Annotated in this window: 15 protein-coding genes; 12 read left to right on the top strand and 3 right to left on the bottom strand. The window is 40.2% G+C overall.

Features of this window, described 5'->3' with window-relative positions:
- Positions 1 to 146 precede the first annotated feature (146 nt).
- The 6 genes from M3661_RS23920 to M3661_RS23895 all read left to right on the top strand — a co-directional run bounded on the left by M3661_RS23920 (position 147) and on the right by M3661_RS23895 (position 9,702).
- On the top strand, positions 147 to 5,708 hold the full coding sequence (locus M3661_RS23920; protein ID WP_251489257.1) for a glycine-rich protein: 5,562 nt from the start codon (positions 147 to 149) through the stop codon (positions 5,706 to 5,708).
- Between the two features lie 164 nt (positions 5,709 to 5,872).
- Positions 5,873 to 7,015 carry a copper amine oxidase N-terminal domain-containing protein gene (locus M3661_RS23915; protein ID WP_251489255.1) on the top strand — a complete coding sequence of 381 codons (1,143 nt, stop codon included), beginning with the start codon at positions 5,873 to 5,875 and terminating at the stop codon, positions 7,013 to 7,015.
- A gap of 248 nt (positions 7,016 to 7,263) precedes the next feature.
- Positions 7,264 to 7,701: an immunity protein Imm33 domain-containing protein gene (locus M3661_RS23910; protein WP_251489264.1), complete on the top strand. Its 438-nt coding sequence runs from the start codon at positions 7,264 to 7,266 to the stop codon at positions 7,699 to 7,701.
- Between the two features lie 118 nt (positions 7,702 to 7,819).
- On the top strand, positions 7,820 to 8,422 hold the full coding sequence (locus tag M3661_RS23905) for a DUF5071 domain-containing protein (protein WP_251489253.1): 603 nt from the start codon (positions 7,820 to 7,822) through the stop codon (positions 8,420 to 8,422).
- Between the two features lie 297 nt (positions 8,423 to 8,719).
- Positions 8,720 to 9,136 carry a DUF4279 domain-containing protein gene (locus M3661_RS23900; protein WP_285853262.1) on the top strand — a complete coding sequence of 139 codons (417 nt, stop codon included), beginning with the start codon at positions 8,720 to 8,722 and terminating at the stop codon, positions 9,134 to 9,136.
- A gap of 62 nt (positions 9,137 to 9,198) precedes the next feature.
- Positions 9,199 to 9,702, top strand: a complete 504-nt coding sequence (locus M3661_RS23895; RefSeq protein WP_251489249.1) for a hypothetical protein — start codon at positions 9,199 to 9,201, stop codon at positions 9,700 to 9,702.
- 214 nt (positions 9,703 to 9,916) lie between these two features.
- Here M3661_RS23895 and M3661_RS23890 read toward each other — a convergent pair whose 3' ends face one another.
- Complete coding sequence (locus tag M3661_RS23890) at positions 9,917 to 10,390, bottom strand: hypothetical protein (RefSeq protein WP_251489262.1); 474 nt, start codon at positions 10,388 to 10,390, stop codon at positions 9,917 to 9,919.
- Between the two features lie 407 nt (positions 10,391 to 10,797).
- Between M3661_RS23890 and M3661_RS23885 the strand changes: the two genes are divergently transcribed.
- Both M3661_RS23885 and M3661_RS23880 read left to right on the top strand, forming a co-directional pair.
- Positions 10,798 to 11,604: an AraC family transcriptional regulator gene (locus M3661_RS23885; protein ID WP_021260465.1), complete on the top strand. Its 807-nt coding sequence runs from the start codon at positions 10,798 to 10,800 to the stop codon at positions 11,602 to 11,604.
- A gap of 77 nt (positions 11,605 to 11,681) precedes the next feature.
- A complete protein-coding gene (locus tag M3661_RS23880; RefSeq protein WP_251489247.1) occupies positions 11,682 to 12,644 on the top strand; it encodes a proline dehydrogenase family protein in 963 nt (320 codons plus the stop codon).
- Positions 12,645 to 12,666: 22 nt separating this feature from the next.
- Here the strand turns inward: M3661_RS23880 and M3661_RS23875 are convergent, their stop codons facing one another.
- Positions 12,667 to 13,884, bottom strand: a complete 1,218-nt coding sequence (locus M3661_RS23875; protein WP_251489245.1) for a cytochrome P450 family protein — start codon at positions 13,882 to 13,884, stop codon at positions 12,667 to 12,669.
- A gap of 529 nt (positions 13,885 to 14,413) precedes the next feature.
- On the bottom strand, positions 14,414 to 14,887 hold the full coding sequence (locus tag M3661_RS23870; RefSeq protein ID WP_251489260.1) for a hypothetical protein: 474 nt from the start codon (positions 14,885 to 14,887) through the stop codon (positions 14,414 to 14,416).
- Between the two features lie 854 nt (positions 14,888 to 15,741).
- Here M3661_RS23870 and M3661_RS23865 point away from each other — a divergent pair.
- The 4 genes from M3661_RS23865 to M3661_RS23850 all read left to right on the top strand — a co-directional run bounded on the left by M3661_RS23865 (position 15,742) and on the right by M3661_RS23850 (position 20,597).
- Positions 15,742 to 16,698 carry a S41 family peptidase gene (locus tag M3661_RS23865; protein ID WP_251489243.1) on the top strand — a complete coding sequence of 319 codons (957 nt, stop codon included), beginning with the start codon at positions 15,742 to 15,744 and terminating at the stop codon, positions 16,696 to 16,698.
- Positions 16,688 to 16,951, top strand: coding sequence for a S41 family peptidase (locus M3661_RS23860; RefSeq protein WP_251489242.1), 264 nt, complete (start codon positions 16,688 to 16,690; stop codon positions 16,949 to 16,951). The genes M3661_RS23865 and M3661_RS23860 overlap by 11 nt, the downstream gene beginning before the upstream one ends.
- 168 nt (positions 16,952 to 17,119) lie before the next feature.
- On the top strand, positions 17,120 to 17,722 hold the full coding sequence (locus M3661_RS23855; RefSeq protein WP_251489240.1) for a YdcF family protein: 603 nt from the start codon (positions 17,120 to 17,122) through the stop codon (positions 17,720 to 17,722).
- Positions 17,723 to 18,248: 526 nt separating this feature from the next.
- A complete protein-coding gene (locus M3661_RS23850; RefSeq protein WP_251489238.1) occupies positions 18,249 to 20,597 on the top strand; it encodes a S9 family peptidase in 2,349 nt (782 codons plus the stop codon).
- The last annotated feature ends 96 nt before the right edge of the window (positions 20,598 to 20,693 follow it).

Below are 20,693 nucleotides of genomic sequence, written 5' to 3'. Positions count from 1 at the left end.
CCATCTGTTTCTTGAAATCATCTGTAAATGTTCGTCTTATTCTTGGCATAGTAGATCCGCTCCTTGTTATGATGTGTTAATTCTACTAGCCCTTAATTTTTCTGTCCAACTAAGTGTAGCCGATCTAATTGAAAAAGCTAGGTAAGATGACGGGGAAAGACATAGTCGGTTATCAGCCAGGAAAAACATTGACTGTCTATGATATGGATGCTAAGTATATTCAGAAACTCATGTCGGAAAAACCTGCTTTGAAGAATATCAAAGAAGGAGATCCATTATATTTTTCAGCATTATTCAAAGTAACGCTAAACGGTGGACAATCTTATCTACCAACTATCTATACAACTTTAAGCGGGATAAGAGGAGCACAGCCTTGGGCAAGTAAAGGAGACTTCAGACAGTATTATGATCAGAAGGTCTACTTTAAAGGTACAGCTCCTCTTAAAATTCGTTTAGTAAACGACAAGACGGGTGATCTGTTGGATACAAAGGAAGACACTATTTCAGTAGATAAATCTAAACTTGTTGTGGAATCCGACTCTATCAAGGCAGCTACTGTGAGAGTAAAGAATAAAGACGAGGATTCAGAAGACTGGAGAATAAAGCCAGCAACTGCGCAGGTTAAGGTGCCAGAGACATACAAGGTCGGCACTACGACCTATAAGTTGAAATGTTCTTACCAGCAGAATATAAACATAACTGACAAGCTTAGTTGTTCAACAGCTACCAAACAAGCTCCAAACTTCGTGAGGGATAAAGAAACATTAACTCGTAGTCCAGGGATGGATGTAGGTGGCGTTTGGTTAACACTTGTCTATGAAGCTAATGCTGATATCAAGTGTAATTGCTCGACAACACTTACTATACCTAACAGTTCTACAATCGCAGGTGAAATAACAGGAGACACAATTGGTAAGCAGATTCCAATCACTATAAATATGAAACAATCTGATGCAAGTCAGAAAGATTGGAAGACAGCTTTAGAAGGTATGTCGAATGATGTTAAAGTTAAAGTGAATGTTACACGGACAGGTGGAAGTGGTAATCCTAACTTGACAGGAACACCAACTTCTGGAACAGAAACAACTATGAAAGTTCAGCAAGTACTTGATTACTTCTCAGGCAAAACTCCTTTGAAGTATACGGACGATCTGTCTAGTTATCCAATAGCAGAAGATCAGAAAGTTGAATTCGAGTATAATGCAACTGTAACATTAACTTACATAGATGGAAATGGAAAGACAGTTTCTGTCACATGTGAGAATAGTACAGGAACGAAGATGAAGTTCTTTCGTAAAAAGAAACCAGATCCGAATAGATTTGGTTATTACACATCACGTCCAAGCTATTGGTCAGAGATTAAAGAGGGTACTCCTGGTAATGAAACATTCGATGCCATGGCTGGAACCCCAACAACTAGAAGCCTGTACTTTGCAACAGGTGGCTCTGAATTTATTGTGGACATCGAGACAGAGTATGTTTCAGATGCTACAGCAACTCGTACTTATACATCTAAATTTAATGCAGTTCCTTCTGGATGGAATATGTCTCCAATTACAGGATCGATAGGTCATGAAAGTCCTCCTCCACAGCCAACACCTAGAACTAAGACTGACGTATCTGGAGCATCGTATACAGAGAGAGTTTCATCGCACAGTACGAAACATGTAACGAAACCGGCGGTACCTTGTTCTGGTAATCCTTGTACAGGAGGATCACCAGAGGAGTCACACACAGACTACTGGTGGGTACAAGAAGGCTATAACAAAACAGTAGGTGGTTATTCTGATACTTGGACTCAAACTGTAACGTTCGACTATACGAAGATTAATAAAGTCCATGTATGGAAGATTGATAAGTCGAAAGTTGATGGCATGGCAGAGCTGACAAAAACGAATGAGATCACAGCATCTGTCGTTCAAGGAGATCCAACTATATTCGCTAACATTGCTGCTTCCAACACGAGCGCTGCTGGTCGATTGAGGTATTCGCTTGAGGCTAATCAGCATGATAATGTAGTGTGGAATGAAGGCAACTCAGATAACAGAGATGCCAACAGTCCGGATGATAACTATGGTGTTAGTGAAACTGCTAGGTTCAAAGAACGACGAGCTCTGACTACAAATGTGACAGCAGTATCAGACTTCTTAATTCTGCAGACTTCAAGCGGAGATCAATCCGTCATGTATTTTGACAAGGAATCGAATACAGCAAAGACAACAGATCCACTGATTGTACCTAAGACTAGCAAAGTCGCTCAATGGGATAGCAATTCTAACTCTGCTGCGAAGTGGAGCCCAGATGCGATTAACATTGGCTCTTACAATGGTAAGTATGGAAGTCCGACTCTGAAGTATATCGGCTCTGGCAGTGGAAGTACAGTACAAACCGTATTCGATAGATTGCCTGCTGGATTAAATAGACCCGCTCGGCCAGGTGGTCCTCTGCGGCTCATGCAGACAGGAATTAACCCTATAAGAGATAATCCAAACGGGCTATACGTAACAGGTAATTCCACCGTATTCTACAGATCGATTCTCGATAAGGGTTCTAACGAAACTCCGTACTCGAATGCGAATGACCCGAAATACGGAGCTAATGGTCAATCTTTTACATCAGCGTACTCGCCTACACATTCAAAAGTGAATGATGTAGTATTGCATGATCCAGTTTCTACCGAGAAAGCAATAGTAATACCTCTAAAAGAAGAAAGGGATCAGAGAACTAACGATTCCAAACTACTCGGTGGTAATCTGCAGCAGAGCATAACAGAGTATGAGAAAAAGTTGAAGCCTGATTATAGACAGAACCTCATACCGAATGGTGATGCTGAATTACTAGACTTCGATGGTCAAGTTACAGGGTGGCAGACTTGGACTGAAGCGAAACCAGAAGATATCACATTCACCCACAGGTCTGGCGATCAGTGGGTAATAGGAGGGTCTAGTTCATTTGAGATAAGCACCAAGACGAAAGCTAAAGCTGGTAAAGATATCAAAGGTGTTTACTACAGAGATGTCAGTGTCAAGCCAGGTAAGACGTATCAATTCACCGGAGACCTAGGTTGTCATAGATGTAAAGGTAATTTCTACATTGATGCTAGAACTGCATCTGGGACTATTGTAAATTCGTTTGGATCAGAGGTAGTTACTGGTGTTGCAAAGACAGGAATTAAGATTGATTTTACGATGCCAACAAGCGCATCCATCGCAAGAATTCATATAGTCAAGGGTGAAACTAATGGTTCGGATGGGTCAATGAATGACTACCTCTTTGCTGACAATCTGAAGCTGACCAACCAATCAGATAATGAATGGGTTGGACTTGATCCTGTATATCAAAGAATAGAAGTATCAGATCCTAACTATAAACCGCCTGTTACTGGTATGACTAAGACATTCACATCTCTCGGAGCTAACACCTTTGACGTGCCAGCAACTGGTACGTATACGTTAGAAGCATGGGGAGCAGAGGGAGGTACCTCCGGTTACGGAGGTAAAGGTGGATACGCGAAAGGTACGATTACGCTTAACGCAGGAGAAACCTTAACAGTAATGGTGGGAGGTCAAACCGGAACTAACGGCGGTGGGTCTGGACACGGACGCAGCACTGATTCTGGTGGCGGTGCATCTGATATCCGAAAAGGTGGAACAGCTCTATCTAATCGTATCCTAGTTGCAGGGGGCGGCGGAGGTTACGGTGGTGGTAGTATCAAAGGTGGAGATGGTGGAGGTTTAACCGGAAGCACTGGAGAGAAGAAGTACGGTACACCTGGTCAAGGAGGAACCCAATCTTCAGGAGGTACCGGAGGAGATAACAACGGTGGCTCCGGTTCTCTAGGTAATGGTGGATCTAACACAGCCGGAGCTAATTCTGGCGGTGGCGGAGGTGGAGGAGGTTACTACGGCGGTGGTGCCGGAGGTAACGACTATCCTAGCTACGACGATATGGATGACTCGGGTGGCGGTGGAGGTTCTTCCTACATCGGAGGAGTCCAAGGAGGAACCACGACAGCAGGTATGAACTCTGGAAATGGTAAAGTTGTAATAACTATACCGGATAGTCCCGGAACAGGAGCACCTACCAGAGTGGAAAAGGTAATGCTAAACCTTGGAGGTGCTGAGCCGCCTCCTGACGCTTATGAGTATATACCTAAAGTGTCAGATCCAGAGAAAGAAGTCGACGTTCCTGGGCTTGGTAAATTTAAGCCAGGTAACTTCATCAATCTCGATTATGGATTCAGTATCTACTTCCCTAACAACGGTGATTTCTACGGTAACGGTGCTTGGGGAATAAGCAGACCAACTGCGATAGAAGGTAAGGGCTTTGTCAATAATATGGATACAACAGAGTGGACAAAATCAAAAGCAGTTCGATTCGAATATCCAGTTATATACAAGGATCAGATGTATCTTCAAAATGAATGGATAGAGCTTCCGGTAGCTGAATCTAATTTCGACTTCTATGTGCCTTTAGCGGCAAAAGAAAAGATGAGTGCACTGGTCGAATTCAGGGCGATTGCTATTAATGGTGAAGAAGACAATGAGGTGCCGATTAATAAGGTTCGGTATAATAATCTCGCAGCCAGACATAGTGCTATCAAGAGATTCAATATTGATGTAGTAGGTAATATAGGCAACCTCGTCATAGAGGACACAGGTGATTTCAGATTTTCTAATCTATTCAAAAAACCTGTATCTTCTAATCAATGGTTTATACCGAACCTCGTAAAGAAAGTCGATCCTAATAAGCAGAACCAAATTGTTGGGGATACCATCGATATACGAGGTAATAAGGTAAGTGATGAGACAAAGTACTTGAATACTTATGGGTTGTTACTTCACAAGCAGAAGATGCCTATAGAGTTGCCTTTATCTCCAGAGAAGAACAATATAACCGCATTGCAAAAACAACCAATGCGTCTGGGTTATAACGTTCTTGCTGATGTAGAGACTACAGGCAACTATTACGCTAACTTGCAGATAATCCCTTACTACTATCAATTGAATTTACAAACTGGCAAATACACACCAGTGGATGTATACATGTTGGTGAATGGTGAGTATAAGCCGATAAATAAATTCGATATTGTAAAACCTGGATGGGATAACAAAAGTGTCTACCCGTATACCTACTCGCTTAAGTGGGCAGAGGAATCAGGTCGTAGGAATTATTCGAAAGCGGAGGAAGACAATACAGACGCAGTAACTTACTACTCTAAAATGAGAGATACGGATACTGCTACAGGGAAGACTTCTCAACCATCAGGTAGTGACTACCCGTTTGGTACAGCTCAGATCTCCTCACTAACCGGTCGAAATAGAACCTATATCGGATCTGAAAACACTTATGGATATTTCAAAAATCCTGGTTATAAAATGGATACTGAAGAGTTTGGTATGCAAGCACAACGTTGGCACTTTACGTACGGATTACCTTCTTCGGCTGTAGTAGTAGCTAAAGGTAAACCAATTACGAAAGGCAATATTGAGGACTTGCGTAACAACACAAGCGTTATAGTGATGGCCGCGGACATCAAAGCTATTGGAGAGATTTATGCACTTCAATACAAGGTGCCTGGTGGCAATAATGAAATTAAGATAAGCGGTACTAGATATTCAACTACAAGTATTCCTTATTCGGTAATTAACGTGTTCTCAGGAAACAAATCTTCTGCCGATGATTTAGAGATTTCTGGAACACACTAACAACAGCGTTCTGCTGGGTGTAAAAGCCCAGCAGAATTTCTTTTTAAAGGGGATATGTAAATGTATATGGATGAAGCCGGAATTAATATAGCTTTTCTTAGGGTAAGTCGAATGCTGGGTAAATTAGCAATAGATTAAAACGTATAAAAGGAGAAGTGATAAATGTGTTTAAGAAAATTTTGATGGCAATCATCGTTGGTACTACCGTTTTCTCGTCGGTCACTGTGGCGAGTGCAGAGCCTTCTTTACCTGAGGTACGGAAACCGTCCCTTGCAATTGATCTTATTGTAGATGGTAAGAAAGTAACTCTACCAGATATAGAGCCTTATATTGATGATGCTGGCAATACGATGGTTCCTATCCGATTCGTGAGTGAGAAACTAGGGGCCGATGTTAAGTGGGATAATGCGAAACAAATCGTGACTATCACCCACAAAGGCAATACGATTGTAATGCCGGTTGGTTCGAAGAATGTTACTGTAAACGGAAATACTACCACACTTGATGCAATGGCAATCAAGAAAGAAGGTAGGGTCGTAGTTCCTCTTCGGTTTGTGAGTGAGACTCTCGAATCTTCAGTTACTTACGATTCTGGTTATGGTGGTATCAATATGACAAGTTCTTCTTATCAAGAAAAGTTAGATTCTGGTACTGTCACTTTAGATAGATGGGGTCGTGAGCTTCGTCCTAACCAAAGTTCTAAAGAATGGAATTTGATGTCCGACACTCCAAACAATGTGTATTCGATTAAGAAATATATGATCTATCATATGGATGGAGAAATTGTAGCTAAAGATTATAGTAAAAGATTTACTAAAGAAGATCTTGATCGTATTGCTAAGAACGTAAAAGAGTATTACAAACTTGCTCTGAATATCGACTACAGAACTATGAATCCTACTTCTTACTTTAATAAATCTTTCGATCTACTTGGACACAATGGCTATATGGATCGTGAGCCTTTCGATCAGTTTGTGAAATACATGCAAAATAACAAGGTAATAGTAGAAGGATATGCTTTTCCAGATACTAGTGCCATTTATTCTTATCATGGAACTCAGTTCATTAGAACAAAGTTCAAATTCCGTGTACTGAGCGCTAACGACTACACTCAGTTTAACGCTGATAGTTACAAACCAGGAAATAAATCTGATAAGGTAACCTGGGTGAAGAAGGGTCAATGGTACGAAACTTATTCTGACGTTTCCTTATTTACAAATAGTCAAGATATCCAGGGTACTCTAAAGATAGGCTCTACTGGTAACATGTTTACAAAAGGTGCCTATCTGTACAAGGAGTTGAAGTAATTGCATAAGAGGAAACTTACTTCCCTACTTTGTCTAATATTGATATTAGCTCTATTTCCTGTAGACGCCTATACGATTTGTCCATCTAAATTTGGAGGAATACATGGAGATAACAACAAAACAAGTACAACTAGAGGATCTTAGCAAAATTCGTTATGAAGTTCATATTGGAACTTCCAAAAAAGTAGACTATCTAGACATTATGATTCTAAAGTTCTGTGGAAAATATGGGTACGGATCCAGTGGAAATGCGGACATTTTCATTTCCGGTTTCATCCTCTAAAAATACGTTTATTTACATTTGTCATGGCTTGGGGAAAATTAGACATACTATGTTAGCGGCTATTCAAATTACTACCGGTCGTAATTTGGATGGAGTGTCTTTTTCCCTGTGTACACAGAAGGTTGTTGTAACGAACGATGTGCTGGAGCGAAATGAATTTAATTTTATGGCAAGGGACTTTCCGAATGAAGGCTCGGATACGGGATGGAGTTTCTTTACGGGGTATGAAGAAGAAAACGATCCTGATGATATCGATAATTATCAATTTATTTCGATCGGGAAGGTATTGAATATAGATGATTCGATTCTTTCTTTTATAAATCGGGAGCCTCAATGTGCCTTTGAGAGGAATCTTGAAACGAAAGAGTTTTATGAGGTATTTGATTATGAATGGGAAGAGTAGATGCAAGGATTGCAAAAAATTGAGCATCAGCTAATCAAATTTTTTCTTGCTCTAGTATTTTTACAAAGGACGAAACAGTGTTATCAAAATAGTATGGAGCTGGAGGGGGCAGGGCAATATGGACGATCTTAAACAGTTACTAACTTATCTGCATTGGGATACTCCATTAGATAAATTTGAAGAAGCAAAGATTCAATTCAAGAAATTGAAGGATGAAGAGCTCAGAATTCTAGTTCAACCGATTGATAAAAGCCATTGGGATAGTGCTGCTGATGTATTAATAGAAATTGGATATCCGCGAGTACATAAAATACTTCCCGATCTTTTAGAATGGCTTATGGATATAAATTGGCCAGGAGCTAATAGAATATCTGAGTTTTTGGTTTCAATAAAAGCTCCCTTGATACCGTCTATTAAAGAAGCGTTGAATAGTAATGATATGATGTGGAAGTATTGGATTATAGAGTGCGTATTACTAAAATGGTCAGTAGATTTAGTGGAACAAATAACTGATGAATTACTATTCGCAGCTTCTGAATCTGATGAAGAAGCAGTGCATCTATCAGCATTGAAGTTATTGCTTCAATATAAAATGATAGAATCTAAAGAAGTTTTGAATTTAATAGACAGTAAATTACAGGATTTTCGAAACCGCGATATTTTTGAAGAGCTTAATGAATTGAAAACGATGGTGCTAAATGGAAATTCCACAATAGATTGAAATCTTAGAGGTAGGGATGATCAATTAAAGGGTCAAGTTGCCAACGTAAAAGCACCTCCAAGGTTGACGCCCGTATCTTACGATATAAGGGCATATCAAATAAGTAATTCCTTAAGTGTTGATGGAGAATACATTAGAAATGTTTCTATATTAGTAGAGAATGTAGCAGCTCAATTATATTTATATCGCAATGATGAGAATTAGTTTGGGTATCTATTTCATAATGTTGATGAAAACAAAGAAAAACTAAAAAGTGAACTAGCAAGACTTGTGTAAGAAAAGATGAGGTGAAGTGAACTGGGGGAGAAAACAAAAGTAAAAGTTTACTACAGTCTGTTCGGAGATGATTTTGATGTAGACGAAGTGACAAGACGAATAGGGATAAATCCCAGCTCTGTATCACTAAAAGGTGAAAGAATAAATGAAAATCGGACTAGAAAAGAAACATCGTGGACAATTAGTACTGATTATGAGGAATCACTAGATGTAAGTGGTCAATTAAATCAGATCATTATACAGCTTCGCGATAAGTGCGAAATAATTAATACAATTCAAAAAACGTTTCAAGCTACCAACAAGCTTTTTATCGTGATAATCATTGAGGAGGGAATGACTCCAGCATTATACTTAGATTCAGAACAGATTAAATTTGCAAACGATATTAATGCCGAGTTCGATATTGATATCTATGCTAATAATTCGGATTGGGATTGATCAGTCTAGAATAGGATATTGCAAAAGTTTTCAGAGCTATTCCGTTAGTTAAAGGAGAAAAAATGAAGAAAATCAACTTTTTATTAATTGCTGCCTTGATTATTTCTAATGTTATTTGGGGGTACTTATACTTTACGGTAGATCATCCTGCTGTCCATGTATATAACCTCAAAGGTACCGGAGAAATGTGGGACATTACGGATTACAAAATAATTGTGACTCCTAGTAATATACTGCGCGGACATGGAAAGTTAGCGTACAAAGGTGATCCAAAGAATTTTGAGAAGATTACTTCTTATCAATTGAAAGTTGAAGAATTGAATTTGGATGGGAATTATGAAACCGTTTATGTGACTGAAGCAAGTTCTAAAGAAGGGACTGTAGCTATTCCCGCCAATCTAAATGATATAGGTTCTATAACCAGAGAATATTCTTACGATGAACCAAAGAAGGATATACATAACTATAATAGCACTACGTTAACGATTACATGGAATGATAATGATGGTAAGCTTTACTCTGAATCCATACGTCTTTCCATTGAAAATGAGATTAATTTTGATTAATGCATGTTGTGTTGCGAATGAACGTAAATATGATCTTGGAGATTGTTGAGAAGAAAATGCGGAACAGAATTAGGTAAAGAGATGAAATTATTATCTGAATCAGCTGAACCAGTGAAGCCATGTCAAGTTTCCAACGTAAAAACACCTCCAAGCTTGACGCCCGTATCTTACGATATAAGGGCATTTGCTTGAAGGTGTTTTGATTTGTCTCACGTTAGTTATTTTTTATTTTCACTAAAACTTTTGAAATTGCCATCCATAAATTGATAAACATCAAAGTTCCGAAAATATCAGCCACAACTACATTATATCCTGTAAATAGGTTTTCAAAGCGAAATAATGGCGTGTTATAAATGGCTATGAATAAAGATATGATCATTGATAACAGAAACAGCTTTTTCTTGGTTATCATATAAATGCAATACAGGAACGTATAGTAAGCCCAAAATTGCGCGGCATACCATGCATGAGAGAGTCGAATGCCTGCTTTTGTATGTAGAGTTGTTAAAACCAGTACGAGTAATACAAGCAAAGCAATGAAAGGAGCAAATTTAACGAACTGCAAAAGCTTTATGATAAAGCTTTTTTTTGTGCTTGGATGATTAACTTCATTTTGAATCATCTGGTTTGATAAATAATGAATGAAGAACATTAAACCCAGACTAATAGCCAACATTAAAAACATCATCATAATTATTCCTTCTTTTCTAATGTAATCAACTAAGATGTCGTAAGACTGAAAACTTATTTTTAACTTTTATTATTTTATTCTTTATTTAGTAATTTTCAAGTTTTTTTTAGGAGAATGGTTCAGTCGAATACTCCGATTAGGTGGGGATGCATTGAAGTATGTAATGAGTTTTCTGATTACAGGTTCTCTACTTGTATTGCTGTTTCTTTCATGCGATGATCCGGTTACCACAACAGCTTCTTATATTCACTACCTACGAGTATACCGATATAAACAAGAGGGTGGAACATAAAATATCCATCATAACCACAAAACAGTCATAATGATGTGAATGTCTGTTGTTTGCAATGCGATTGGCGAAATTTATGATTGGGAAGTATAGTTGAACATTTGGAGGTTAGAAAATGACAGATGTAACCTTTTACCGTGATGAAGCGCTCCCTTTTCTGGAAGCGAAGCGCTGCCATAAGAGTGACCTGGCATATCAGAAGCATTTTCACGAAGAGTATTCCATCGGTTTAATCGATGAAGGCGAAACGCAGGCATGGTGTGATGGCGACTTGTGGCGCGTTGAGAAGGGGAGAATAATCAGCTTTCCGCCGCTTATCCTACATGCCTGTCAGCCTGCGGAAGATGAAGAATGGAAATACAAAATGCTGTTCATTAAGCCGAAATGGTTCGCTCATCTTGAAATGCCTGATATTAATCGTCTTCAAATCCCTTTCTTGCTCGAAACTGGGAGGAATAAAGCTTGCAGCATGCTGCTCAATCGCACCATGGAGGCACTGACTCGCAGTGCTACTCCACTAGAAATTGAAACATCGTTAATCGAACTGGTGCACAAGCTTGTAGATAAGCATGCATACGATCTGACGCTTGAGCCATATGGAATAATGGAAACGAAGTACGTCAATTTGATCAAGGAATATATCCATGCGCATTATACGGATCGGATCACGCTCGACACGTTGGAGCATGAAGCCGGGATCAGCAGATATCATCTTATCCGCATGTTCAAAAAAGGAACGCATTTGCCGCCTCATGCGTATCAAAATCTACTTCGTATCAATCATGCCAAGAAGGAACTGAAAAAACGGCGCTCTATTGCCGAAATTGCCGTAGATGCCGGCTACTATGATCAAAGCCATTTTATAAAAGCCTTTGCCAAAATAGTAGGGGCAACACCTCAAGCTTATGCTATCTCCGTTTAGATAAGCGCAATTTTTTACAATCGTAACCTCCTCTTATCCTGTAGATTGAACCTATAGATAAGAGGAGGTATCATTTGATGATAACAACGACTAATGTGGAAGAGCAATTTTCTAAAACGATGAAATCCATTGCCCGTCGAGCTGATTTGAAGGCTTTTGTTGAACAGACACCCGCCATTTATCAGCTTTTGCAGCGCGCGGCAGCAAAGTATGTGACAGGGGAGAATCGCCAGGATGGCCTTGAGGTAGGACGAACGCTAGCCGATAAAGGGTACGCTATATCGCTTGAATATATCGGTGAAAATACGACGGATATCCAAGACTGCGAACATGCGGCTCTGGAGCTTACGCTGCTTATTCATACGTTGGCTCAACATGGAATACCAGCTCGCGTATCGTTTGATCTATCTCACATTGGCTTATCGATAGATAGCGAATTGGCCTATAAGAATTTGACAGCAATGGCCGCACTAGCTCGACAGGCCGACGTCGAGCTGTTTGTCAGCATGGAGGAATCAGCTAAGACAGACGCCATACTTTCGATTTATACAAAAGCAGCAGCCGTATATGCGAACCTCGGCATCACACTTCAGGCACAATTGAACCGTACGGCACAGGATTTGAACGATATCTCAGGACGGATTCGCATTGTGAAAGGTGCGTACCAAGAAACGGAGAAGATCGCCATGCCGCGTTCATCTGCCTTAAATGAGCGATATATACAGCTTATAGAGCAGGCCATCCGCAAAGGGCATCGTCTGTCGATCGCTACTCATGACGAGTCTATCATTGATCAAGTTATTAAACGGGGATGGATCCATGAGCCAGGCGTTGAATTCGAGATGTTATATGGGATTCGGCCTGATTTGAGCAGTCGATTGAAGAAGGCAGGTTATCCTGTTCGGATTTATCTGACGTTTGGTCGTGAATGGTATTTGTATCTATGCCACCGGATTGCGGAATACCCGCCAAATGTATTTCAAGCAATTCTAGATATGACGGAGGCTGGAGCAGCAGATCCCGTAAAGAATTATGAATAAATCGGTTCGCATCCCCGCATTTTTATTGGAATTGAAGAGGCAAAGAGACGAAACCCCGCATAAGATAAGTGGGCTGCCATTCGAGTTGCTCGGGCGAAACGGCCAGCTTTAACCGGCTTTGGCGACGTAAGAACGTATCAATTGCAATTCGTCCTTCCAGGCGGGCGAGAGGAGCTCCCAGGCAATGATGGATACCCACTCCGAACGCGATATGATGGTTCCGTTCCCGGGACAAGACCAGCCGATCTGGGTCGTTGAAGTAGTCAGGATCACGGTTGGCCGAGGCAAGTGCGATGAGCACCATGTCTCCCTTCGAGATGAGCTTGCCGTTCCATTCATAATCTTCTCCTATCCAGCGATTCGTTGCGAATTCGACCGGGCCCATGAACCGCAGCAGCTCTTCGACGGCGGAATCCATCAAGGAAGGGGTGTTCCGAAGTTTCTCAAGTTCGTCCGCATGATTCAATAATGTGAATATGCCATTTCCAACCAGGTTGACGGTCGTTTCATGTCCGGCTATGATCAATAGAATAATTGTCGATATCAGTTCCTTTTCCGACAAGGAGTCCCCTTCGGATTCCGCTTGCACAAGCAAAGATAACAAATCTTCCTTCGGATCTTGGCGGCGCTGCTCAATCAAGTTCGTAATATAGTCCGTAAAAGCGTCTATGTCCGATTCGATTTGCTTATATTTCTCCGGGACATTGATGGCTGAGACGAGCGCATGGGACCATTCGCGGAACTTATCCCGGTCTTCGTTGGGCAGACCCAGCATCTCCGATATGACAATAATCGGAAGGGGATAGGCATAATCTTGAATCAGCTCCATGGAGCTCTGATTCACTACTTGATCCAGCAGCGAATTCGCTATGTCCTGGATCCGTTCCTTTAGCTTCTCAATCATGCGGGGGGTAAATGCTTTTTGCACGAGGCCACGGAGCCGGGTATGATCCGGCGGATCCGAATTCAGCATATGTCGAACCATCAGATCCATTTGGGACGAGGGAAGTCCCATTTCCTCGGGCGTGACGAATTGGAACAAATTTTTCTTCAAATAATCGGTCTTCAGTGCGGCTACGGCATCTTTATAGCGTGTCACGATCCAGGCTGTCCTGCCGTTCGGCAAAGTAATTCGGTGAAGCGGATCATGTTCTCTGAGCTTCTCATACAGCGTATAAGCATGATCCTTGAAATCGGATGAAAATGGATTGAACGACGGCAATGTTGGGCTTATGGTCATTCAAGCGCCTCCTTCATTCATATTTGGCGGTTGCCGGACAGACATAACCACACTTTATAATTATACTAATAATAGGTAAATATGACACATGGTACATATATTTCATTTCATTGTCCCCGTCCCATTGAGGATTGAGCGAAGTATGACTGTGGGAATTATGAATCTGTATAAATTATGATATATTTTGTAGAATACAAAACAGCTACGAACTAGCAATTGTACATAAAGAAGAATAAGTTGTAATCGGAGCTAAAGCACTGAGACAACATGTGAAAAATGGGGTGAATATGAAGACCTCATTTGTTGCGGGCTCTTAAAGAACGAGTACCTTAATCAATGAAACCTTGCAATAGATTGAATCTTATAGATAAGCATGATCCTGTAATGGATTATCCCGTTTATCTCGAGATGAGCATATCGAATTGTTAAGAAAGACATGGCAAGTTGCCTACGCAAGAACATCTCCGAGGTTGACTCCCGAATCTTATGAAATGGGAACTTGCTTGAAGGTGTTTTTATTTGTCTCACGTTACTTATTTTTTATTTGCACTAAAACTCTTGATATTTCCATCCATAAATTGATAAACATCAAAGTTCCGAAAATATCAGCTACAAATACATTATATCCTGTAAATTGGTTTTCAAAGTGAAAAAATGGCGTGATATAAATGGCTATGAATAAAGAGAAAATCATTGAAAGCAAAAAAAGTTTTTTCTTGGTCATCATATAAATGCAATAGAGGAACGTATAATAAGCCCAAAATTGTGCAGCATACCATGCATGAGAGAGTCGAATGCCTGCTTTTGTATGTAGAGTTGATAAAATCAATACGAGTAATACAAGTAAAGCAATGACAGGAGCAAATTTAATGAACTGCAATAGCTTTATTATAAATCTCTTCTTTGAACTTGGAAAATTTACTTCATATTGAATCTTCTGGTTCGATAAATAATGAATTAAAAATAGTAAACCTAGACTAATAGCCAACATCAAAAACATCATCATAATTATTCCTTCTTTTCTCATGTAAATTAACTAAGATGTCGTACGATTGATAACTTATTACAACTTTTATTATTTTTATCTTTATTTAGTAAATTTCAAGTTTTTTGAGGGAGATGTTCCCTGAGGACGATAAATAATCCGATTAGGTGGGGATGCGAGTCAAGAATCCATATGATAGCGATGCAATAACATTCACGATGGCAATTTCGGAGGAGAATCTATGGAATTTAATTCAGGTGGATCAAATTTATTTTGCTACCTATGAGTATACAGATATAAACAAGAAGGTCGAATTAGTTTCTATAAAATATCCATCATAGCCGTTGATGGGAAAGAATACATTTAGAAGTGTTATAATAGACTCATTTGAAATAGTGAATCTAGCCTATTTGGTTGAAGATATTGACGAAGAAATTAGGGCGAAAATGACTTTTGTCCAGAGAGACTATGAAAGCCAAGGAACAAAGCGATTGGAGATCTTGACTATTTAGTTGAGAACTATTGGGGTATGGAAACGACCATATTAATTGGAGGAAGTTCACCAATTAAAAGCCAGATGGCGGTATCTAATGATGCGCCTTTTTTGCATTTATATTAAAACAAAAAAGCAGAAAAATAACTGGATTTCATTCTACTTCTAGATTCGGCACCTTGTGCTCCTTTTCCACTGGATGTATAATCATGGGAAATTAATGGAAATCAACAACCCGAACTAAGAGGTAAGCTATCTAGAGTCTGGTTAATTCACAACGGGGGACTATTTTATGTAGCAATACTATTGAGTTAGAAATTGCTGCTCGACCGTTTCGTTTAGATGTTGTTCAAGAAGAGATTCGGAGGGAAAGAATAATATGAACTACGTAAATATATTTGCTGAAATTGTTTCTATCATGCATCAGGATTATGCAGGGTATGAGGAAAAAAAAGGTTGGGATAATCCTGATTATTTTACAGAAAAAATAGAGCGCCTTGAAACCAGTGAATTAATGACACCGCAACTGTTTGCTGAAATTGTGAATGAATACCTTGTTAGTTTCCAAGATCGTCATATGTATTTTCACTTACATAATTCAGAAAAGGTAGAAGTTAAAACATGTGGTTTTTTTGTAAGGAATTACGAAGACACCTTATACGTAACAGAGGTTTATGAAGAGAACAGATTTGGAAAAGGGGCAAGAATTGTTTCTGTCGACGGACAATCGATTTCTTCGATAAGAAAACAGCAACGTGCAATGCTTAGAGAATCTCATCCGGAGAGAGAGGAATGGGATGAAATCCTAAACAAAGCTAAGTATTTTGAGCTTATTAACGAAAATGAAGATGTAGTTAAACTGGAATTGAATTTATATCGACGAACCCCTAAAAAGTCAACTTACGATATTCGTTCTATTAACGAAGACACTTTATTAGTAACCCTTTCTGATTTTGGAGATACCGATCGTATCGTGAATCTAATTGAAAAGCATAAGGATGACCTGCTTGCAAGTAAAAATGTAATTGTTGATGTCCGGCATAATAGTGGAGGAAATGCTCATGCTGGCAATTCTTTAGTGAGATATTTTTATAAAAAAGGAGAAAAGCCAAGTTCTGAACTGAAAGTACGAGAATTTAATTGTTCTGACCGTAATGTGGAACTATTTTTAAAATCGGCCGAGAAAGTTCGAAGCTCAACAGATGATGAAGATACGCTTAAAATGCTAGAGTTTGGTGAAAATCAATTTAAAACCTATCGAAATCAAGGATTTGTTGCTTTTGACTTTATCGGACTATTATTGTGCAAGTGCCGGAGAGGAATTTGTGGGGACTAGTAAAGGATCATCCAAAGTAACAATAGTAGGACGTGCTACTATGGGACTAAATGATTATAGCGACTTAGTTAGTATCAATTGGGACAATCAGTTTACTCTATATTATCCCATATCAAGACTTGAACAGAAAACCGAAGTACACCCAATACACGGAAAAGGAATTCAGCCAGATATCTATATCAAATGGACACCTAAACATATTGAAGAAGATATAGATTTACAGCAAGCCTTGAAATTAATTAATAGAAGATAAGCAATGCACGAATAGATTGTCGAGACTCGGGCCATACCGGTGTCCCAATCTAGTTTGACAAAGTGCTCTATTTGGGGACACCATCATGTGAAATGCCCGAAAAGCCATCATTATTTTGCCCTTCGAGCGATAGATTGCATATATATGATTAGGAGAGGGGGATCAACGTTGTATCTATCTGAGTTAGAAGAAGGAGAGGTATCCAAGGAGCTCGCACATCAGATTTTGTTTCAGGGAATACGAGATGATGACGCTAAGTGCGATTGTATTATTGTGCCGTCTAGCAGAACGAGCAATAAATATAGAACGCCCGCTGCAGTGGAGTTGTATTTCCAGGGACGTTCGTCTAGATTACTCTTCTCAGGCGGATATAATGGGGAATTTATTGAGTCTGAATCCATGCGATCGTTTGCGATAGAAAGAGGTATTCCGGAGAATGCGATCATCATAGAGACGATTTCAACCAATACGAAGGAGAATGTGATTGAATCCTTAGCTGCATTGGATAAACAAATCGGGCTGAACAGTATGAAGCGAATCTTGATCTGCACAGCCTTTTATCACATGCGAAGATGTCATTTAACATTTTTAAGATATGCGCCTTCATGGTTTGAATATAGTTTTCATCCAGTATTAGATCAAACAACTAGGCCAGATAATTGGTGGAAGTATGAAAATGGAACGAAAAGAGTTCAAAAAGAAGTCAATGGATTGATACACTACGCGAAACATGGAGATATTATGGACTTTAATATTGATGAATTGAGATGAGTTAATGGAACTTTGAGGAACACCGATGAATTAGTTGCAAAATAACGAAAGCTTTGATCCAGCTAGATTGTTTAAGCTAAAGGGACACGATAGTTGAATACTTTACATTGTTGAGCAGACTACCACAGTCTGCTCATTTTATTATGCTGATGGGCAGGATAGTTTGAACTATCTTCAACAATTGGCTCGTGGTTGATAGAGGCTAAAATCAGCTTCGTGGGTCGTTACTTGAGCAAAGAACACATATGTTTTTGAACAGCGGCTATTATTGCACAAATAGTCAGCTTAAGAAAATCGTAAGAGTAATGTAAGAAAAAAGAAGATTACGTCCTATAAGATATAGTTATTGAGAGACCGAGAGAAGAAAAGAGTATGGAGCATATAGTATGAACGATTCGATTGACCAAGGCCTTTCAAGGGCTGGGAGTCGTCTCGGATGCAGTAAAAATCAATATTTTCCAAACGAATGTAAATAACATTCATCCTTAAAAATTCAGGGTACCGGCAGAGAGGGGAAACTTAAAGCATGAATGCAAGAAAAAGACTAGTCTCCACAGCGATTGCGGCTATTATGGCCGTATCCATTCCCATGTCAGTCATGGCACAGGATGGAGCGAAACAAGCAGCACCATGGTATCAAGATGGAGTACAGACGCTCATAACGAAGGGAATCGTTGACAAAGGGGTACAACAAAATCAAGAGATTTCTGTTAAAGATTTTATCCGCTATGCGGTGGTATTGCTTACCTATCAACATGGCATCGATCCGATGAAGGTTGCTTCCGAGAAGGGGTGGTTGAAGGAAGGAGAATTCACTTCCGTTGACGCTCCAATCAAACGCGGTGAGATGGCACGCATGATGGTGCGGGCACTCGGCAAGGAACAGGGAGAAACGAGCTTGGCCGAATATGCAACAAGCGCCAAGGCACTTGGGCTCATTCAAGGGAATGCAGATGGAAGCTTGCACGAAGATCAGCCAGTGACTGTAGCTCAAGCGGCTGTTGTGCTTAAAAATTACAGCAATAAAATGCTAGCAACGTTGGACGACAGAGGTGTGGCACAAATTTCCGTGGAAGACTTCATGCGGAGTCCGGGCAGCTTTGGGTATAAGCTTTCTCCAGATGGCAAGTATCTTTCTTATGCGGGTACTTGGGAGAACCGTTCCAATGTGTTTGTAGAGAAAATCGGAGGGAAAAGCGAGCCTATTCGCGTGACAAGCTCAAAAGATCGCGATATCGCCGGCTTCTTCTGGAAAGGCGATAACATTCTATATCGCAAAGATAAGGGCGGAGATGAGAATTTCCATGTATATTCGTCCACTTTTAATGGCAATAAGGAAGTGGATTTGACGCCTTACGACAAGGTCAGTGTTCAACTCGTGAGCGAATTATCTGGTGTGAAAGACGAAATTCTGATCTCGATGAATAAAGAAGATGCTACCATCTTCGATGTATATAAATTGAATGTAAAGACAGGGGAAACGAAGCTGATCGCCAAAAACCCAGGGAACATTACGGCATGGGTAGCTGATCGCCAAGGCAAGATTCGACTCGCTTCTGAAAGCGACGGAGTCGTAAGTACATTGTTGTACCGCGATACGGAGGAAGAAGCGTTCAAACCGCTGGCTACGTTACATTTTGGAGATACGATAAATCCGCTTGGTTTCTCGGCAGACGGTAAATCGATCTATGCGGTCTCTAATAACGGTCGGGACAAGACGGCGCTCGTCAAGCTGAATGTAAAGGGTAAGGAAGAAGTTCTGTATCAGCATCCTGAAGTTGACGTGACTGGAGCATTGTACGACAAGAATCAAGATAAAATGCTGGCGGCTATCTATGTGACAGATAAAACGCATTTGGAGTTTTTCGATGATAAATTCGAGGCGTTACACCGCAAGCTGCAGCAGAAGCTTGGCGTCAGTGAAAGTGAAATCGGACTAAACGATTATAACGAGGATATGACGAGGCTGATCGTTAGTGTTTCGAATGACAAGACTTACGGGATGTATTATTTGTATGATAACGTATCCGGTGAGTTAACATTCTTAGGTAATATGAGTCCGTGGCTAAAACCAGATCAGATGGCTGATATGTATCCGATCTCTTACAAGAGCAGAGACGGATTAACGATTCACGGATACTTAACATTACCGAAAAATAAAAAGCCTCAAAACCTTCCAATGATCGTCAATCCGCATGGTGGGCCGTGGATACGTGATATGTGGGGCTTCAGCCCGGATGTACAATTGCTCGCAAACCGCGGGTATGCCGTACTTCAAATGAATTTCCGTTCATCCATGGGATATGGGAAGTCCTTTATGGATTCAGGAAATAAACAATGGGGATTGAAAATTCAAGATGATATTACTGACGGTGTGAAGTGGGCGATTCAGCAAGGGATTGCTGATCCGAAACGAGTTGGAATTTATGGCATATCGTTTGGCGGATTCTCAGCCTTGACGGGCATTACGAAAACGCCGGAATTGTATGCTGCTGCTGTTGATCATGTAGGTATAACGAATATGTTCTCGCTCTTGGGAACGGTTCCACCGTATTGGGAGAACATGAGAAATCTCTATAACGAACGTGTCGGCAATGTCGAAAAGGACAAAGAAATGTTGAAGCAAGTTTCGCCGGTGTTCCACGTCGATAAGATCGTAACGCCATTATTCGTGGCTCAAGGGGCGAATGATCCGCGGGTGAAAAAAGCAGATTCCGACCAATTTGTCGAAGCACTCAAAAAACGCGGCACGCAAGTGGAGTATATGGTCAAGGATAATGAAGGACATGGCTTCACCAACGAAGAGAACTTGATCGATTTCTTCAGTACAATGATCAAGTTTTTGGATAAATACTTGAAGCCGCAGAGCAAATAAGGTATCCATAGGCGAGGAGTATGGCGTCTGACAGTTGGTGTGGAGTGAACTGCAATGTGATTATAAAGGTTTATTATTTTTCCATCTATGTAACAT

The organism is Paenibacillus sp. MER 180 (genome assembly GCF_023713665.1).
Classification (GTDB): domain Bacteria; phylum Bacillota; class Bacilli; order Paenibacillales; family Paenibacillaceae; genus Paenibacillus_B; species Paenibacillus_B suaedae.
The sequence above is the reverse complement of the archived record's forward strand: the minus strand, read 5'-3'. Positions and strand labels throughout refer to the sequence as shown.